Source organism: Oleiphilus sp. HI0117 (genome assembly GCF_001635235.1).
The window spans coordinates 1-4594 of record NZ_LWGA01000929.1 but is presented as its reverse complement, the minus strand read 5'-3'; the positions used below and the strand labels follow the sequence as shown (position 1 = coordinate 4594).

General features: G+C 46.9%; 3 protein-coding genes. All 3 read right to left on the bottom strand.

What is annotated here, in order from left to right:
- The coding region (locus A3757_RS16620) for a molybdopterin-dependent oxidoreductase (RefSeq protein ID WP_156506372.1) at positions 1–367 on the bottom strand (367 nt) is incomplete at its 3' end.
- A 413-nt stretch (positions 368–780) separates the two neighbouring features.
- Complete coding sequence (acs, locus tag A3757_RS16615; protein ID WP_068509939.1) at positions 781–2733, bottom strand: acetate--CoA ligase; 1953 nt, start codon at positions 2731–2733, stop codon at positions 781–783.
- A 53-nt stretch (positions 2734–2786) separates the two neighbouring features.
- A complete protein-coding gene (locus tag A3757_RS16610) occupies positions 2787–4433 on the bottom strand; it encodes a P-loop NTPase (RefSeq protein ID WP_197470091.1) in 1647 nt (548 codons plus the stop codon).
- Between the last annotated feature and the right edge of the window lie 161 nt (positions 4434–4594).

Below are 4594 nucleotides of genomic sequence, written 5' to 3'. Positions count from 1 at the left end.
AGACGACAGCGACAGAATCTTTGCCGTACTTTTCCTGGATTCGCTTGAATTCAGCGGCCGTCTTATCGAGCGCTTGGTCCCAGCTGGCAGGCTTAAAGTCTTGATAGAATTTGTCGCGCATCAGAGGTTGACCACCGCGGCCCTCTGAATCAAATAGTTGGTGCTCAAAAATACCTTTAATACATAGCTTCCCACGATTTACATCTGCCCCGGTATCACCACGGGTTCCTACCGCTTTTCCATCCTCATCGATACCGACTTCAATCGAGCAACCAGTCGAGCAATAACCACAGGTGGTGTACTTCCATTCCTTAACAGGTTTTTCTACTATCTTGATAGGCTTTCTGTCTTTTCGACCAAACAACATAAACAAACACTCTCTCAATAATGAGCACCAATGCCGTGCAATACCTGAGCAATTTACTCAAGAATTGCACCAAGCTAGCGCAACATTTCTATAAGTCATTGATTTATAGATTAATAATTTTAGTAGCTGGAGTGATTCGCAATTAGCGAGCCAAGTTGTTGTCTAAATGATATCAGGGAAATTGCTGTCGATTTTACTGCTGGATCTGGCGGAGTGTTTTGTAGACAGAGCGGCCGTCCCAGGCTCGCTAGAGGGCTAGCAAGGGGGCAGATTCTGCGAGAGGTGGAACCGTTTGCCTACGGATTCGAGAAAAACCATACTTGTAGGCAGAGCCTTCCACGGCTCGCTGGCGGGCTAGCAAGGGTCTGGTTCTGCGAGGGGTTTCCCCCTCTGCCTACAGTAGCGTTGATTGCTTACTTGTTCAGTCGTTCATCAACCAATTTGGCGACCACTGAAGGATCGGCCAAGGTAGAGATATCCCCCAAGCTATCATGCTCGTTCGCGGCTATCTTGCGCAAAATACGGCGCATGATTTTACCAGAACGGGTCTTTGGCAACGCCGGTGCCCACTGGATGATATCCGGTGTCGCGACAGGGCCAATCTCTTTTCTCACCCATTGCTTCAAGGTGTCTTTGAGCGCGTCATTTAGGTCAATGTCATGGTCATGCATCATACTGACATAGACATAAATACCTTGGCCTTTAATATCGTGAGGGTAGCCAACAACAGCGGCTTCGGCAACATCTGGGTGAGCCACTAATGCACTTTCGATTTCAGCGGTGCCCATTCTGTGCCCCGAAATATTCAAGACATCATCAACACGACCGGTAATCCAGTAATAACCATCTTCATCGCGACGCGCACCATCACCTGTGAAGTACATACCTTCATAGGTACTAAAGTAGGTCTGGATAAAGCGTTCATGGTCGCCGTAGACAGTACGCATCTGCCCAGGCCAGCTATCCAGCATAACTAAATTACCTTCAGCTGCACCTTCCAGAATATTGCCTTCATTGTCGACAATCGCAGGTTTAACACCGAATAGAGGGCGTGTCGCCGAGCCAGGCTTTAATTCCGTGGCGCCAGGCAAAGGAGAAATCAGCACCCCACCCGTCTCGGTCTGCCACCAAGTATCGACAATCGGGCACTTTTCTTTACCTACTACACGGTGATACCAGTCCCAGGCTTCTGGGTTGATTGGTTCACCCACGCTTCCCAGCAAACGCAAGCTTGATAGGTCGCATTTTTCAACATAGGCATCGCCTTCTGCCATCAAGGCTCGAATTGCGGTCGGCGCAGTGTAGATAACGTTAATCTTATGCTTTTCAACAATCTGCCAAAAACGCGAAAAATCAGGGTAGTTCGGCACACCTTCATACATAACATTCACAGCACCATTCGCTAGCGGCCCATAAAGCATGTAAGTGTGGCCGGTGATCCAACCAAAATCAGCTGTACACCAGTAAACATCATTTTCCTGATAATCAAAAACAACTTCATGCGTCAGCGAGGCATAGACCATGTAACCGCCAGTCGTATGAAGAACACCTTTAGGCTTACCCGTCGAACCAGAGGTATAAAGCATAAAGAGCGGGTCTTCGGCATTCATTGGCTCAGGTTCACACTCACTCGAAGCACCTGCCAAAAGTTCATGATACCAAAGGTCTCGACCCTCGACCCAATTAACATCATTGCCGGTGCGTTTTAACACAAAGACATTTTCAACCGTCGTGACCGCATCGGTTTCAATCGCTGCATCGACATTTTTCTTTAGAGGAATCGCTTTGGCACCACGTACGCCTTCATCAGCCGTCACGACCCATTTCGCTGCACCGTCAGCGATACGAGCAGCCAAGGCTTCAGGAGAAAAACCACCAAACACAACAGAATGAATGGCACCAATACGAGCACAGGCCAACATCGCTACAGCGGTTTCAGGAACATTAGGCATATAGATAGTGACAATGTCGCCCTTTTTTACACCTGTTTGTCGCATGGCGTTGGCAAACTTACACGTTTCTTCGTACAGCTCTCGATAGGAAATATGCTTAGAAGAATCTAGCTCATCTCCCTCAAAGATAACTGCAGTCTGTTCACCACGCTCAGCCAAGTGGCGATCTAGACAATTTACCGAAGCATTCAAGACACCGTCGTAATACCAGCGAATATGCAAATCATTAGAAGAAAACGATACATCTTTTACCTGGGAATAAGGTTTGATCCATTCAAGGCGCTTTCCCTGCTCTGCCCAGAACGATTCATTGTCATCCTGCGACTGCTGATAAAGCGCTTGATAACGGTCTTGATCGATATTAGTGCGGGCTTTAGCCTGCGCGTGAATGGGATAAACTTTTTGATTACTCATGAGATGTCTCCGGTCCTTGTAGAGCCTCACTATTCAGAGTCTCTTTTTATTCTTTATGAGTCACCGGAAGAGTCGACTAAAGACGCATACTTGATTGATTCTAATAAACTTTCCAGTGGTATATCTTCAGCTGAGGAGCGAATTGCTCGCGCTAGAACTTGTTGATCACCAAAACCAGAAGCGTCATAACGGGCTTTGGATTGTCTGAGCTTTATCGACTGGCGGTATTCATCCAAACCGATGCGTTCATAATCAGACAATAACAATTGTTTTTGTTCTTCACTCAACTGATCAGGATCCAGAGAATGCAGCAAGCTATGAAGAAGGTCAACTGCTGCATTGCCCAGACGATCACCAAAACTGTAAATACACCCAGACAACAAAGTCACCATCTGTTCGGGTGTTGTATTTTTATCGCTAAAGAAGTTATTTAAACGAAGCCGTAGATCGACCCATGCATCTTCAGAATGCTCTGATAGCGGCTCCTCTACTAGCTCTGCTTTTTGCTCAACATAACGTTCAACGCTAGCTTCAACGCCGGAATCCAAAGCATTGTCTTCAACATGGATCTCTGATTCAGGAGACAAGTCGCCTTGAGCTTCCCGAACTTGGTCAAGCAAGGTTTGTTCATAACTCGAGACCGCTCTTTTATTCCCCTGGGATTGCTCTCCTGCCGAGCTAAAGCTTGCCATTTGCTCACGCAGCTTATCAAAAGAGCCCGGTTTATGAAGAGACGTCGTTTTTCTTGTCGAAGCCGCTTGTTTGGCCGCGATGCTTTTCTGTGGGCGAGCGACTTGTCGCTCTACTACTTTTTGCCAATAGGCGCTAAAGGCCAAACGCGGAACGCCTGTCTGGCTAAACAGGTCATCTATTTTTTCTGCTAAGCGATAAAAACAACGAGCGGAAGGATCGGTTTTAGGATAAAGCGCAACAGGACGCTGCAAGCTGACTGCCGCTCGCATGCTTTCATCCATCCATACCGAGCCCAGGTATTCTGTATTCAGGTCCAGATACTTACTAACGGCTTGTGAAAAGCGCTGAAAGACCTTCTTAGCTTGCGCCGCATTAGAGACCATATTGACAACAATCTGAACCTTTCGCCGATAACCGCGGCGTTTGAGCACCTTAAGCAGAGAGAACGCATCAGTTAAAGAGGTTGGCTCGGGGGTCACCACAACGACAGCAACTTGAGACGCGGCAATAAAATGAAGAACGGTTGGAGAAATACCCGCGGCTGTGTCGACCATCATATAGTCATAATGAGGCTCAATTGCACGAATAGAAGTCACCAGCCTTTGTTGCTGCCCGACATCCAACTCAACACACTGAGCGAAACCCGATGCTCCTGGAATGACCTGGATACCCTCGGGCCCTTCGAGCACGATATCCTGAATCGACTTTTCACCCGTGAACAAATGCTCCAGCGTATAGGCGGGATAGAGCCCCAACATGATATTGGTATTAGCTAAGCCGGTATCACCATCTAGCAAGCACACTTTGGAGCCGCTTTTTGACAAAGCAATCGCCAGATTAATTGAAACACTCGTCTTACCTACACCACCTTTTCCGCCAGTGATCGCGATTACACGGGGTATTTTATTCTTGTCTAGCATCACCGCAAAAAGGCCTTTCAAGGTAACAGTTTTAATACTAAATTCAGTGCGCTTGCCCTGCAGGCAATACGTTTTAGGTTCAAACAAACACATTACCATGCGCACATCATGAACTCGCCCATTCTACCGACTTTAAGATAGATAAAACACCAAATCACGCACAACAACCAAGTAGTATTTTTCTAGTAGCAAATCTCACCTTTAAACAATTACTTAAAAAAAGTGCAATAAATGTTTAATTTGTAAAG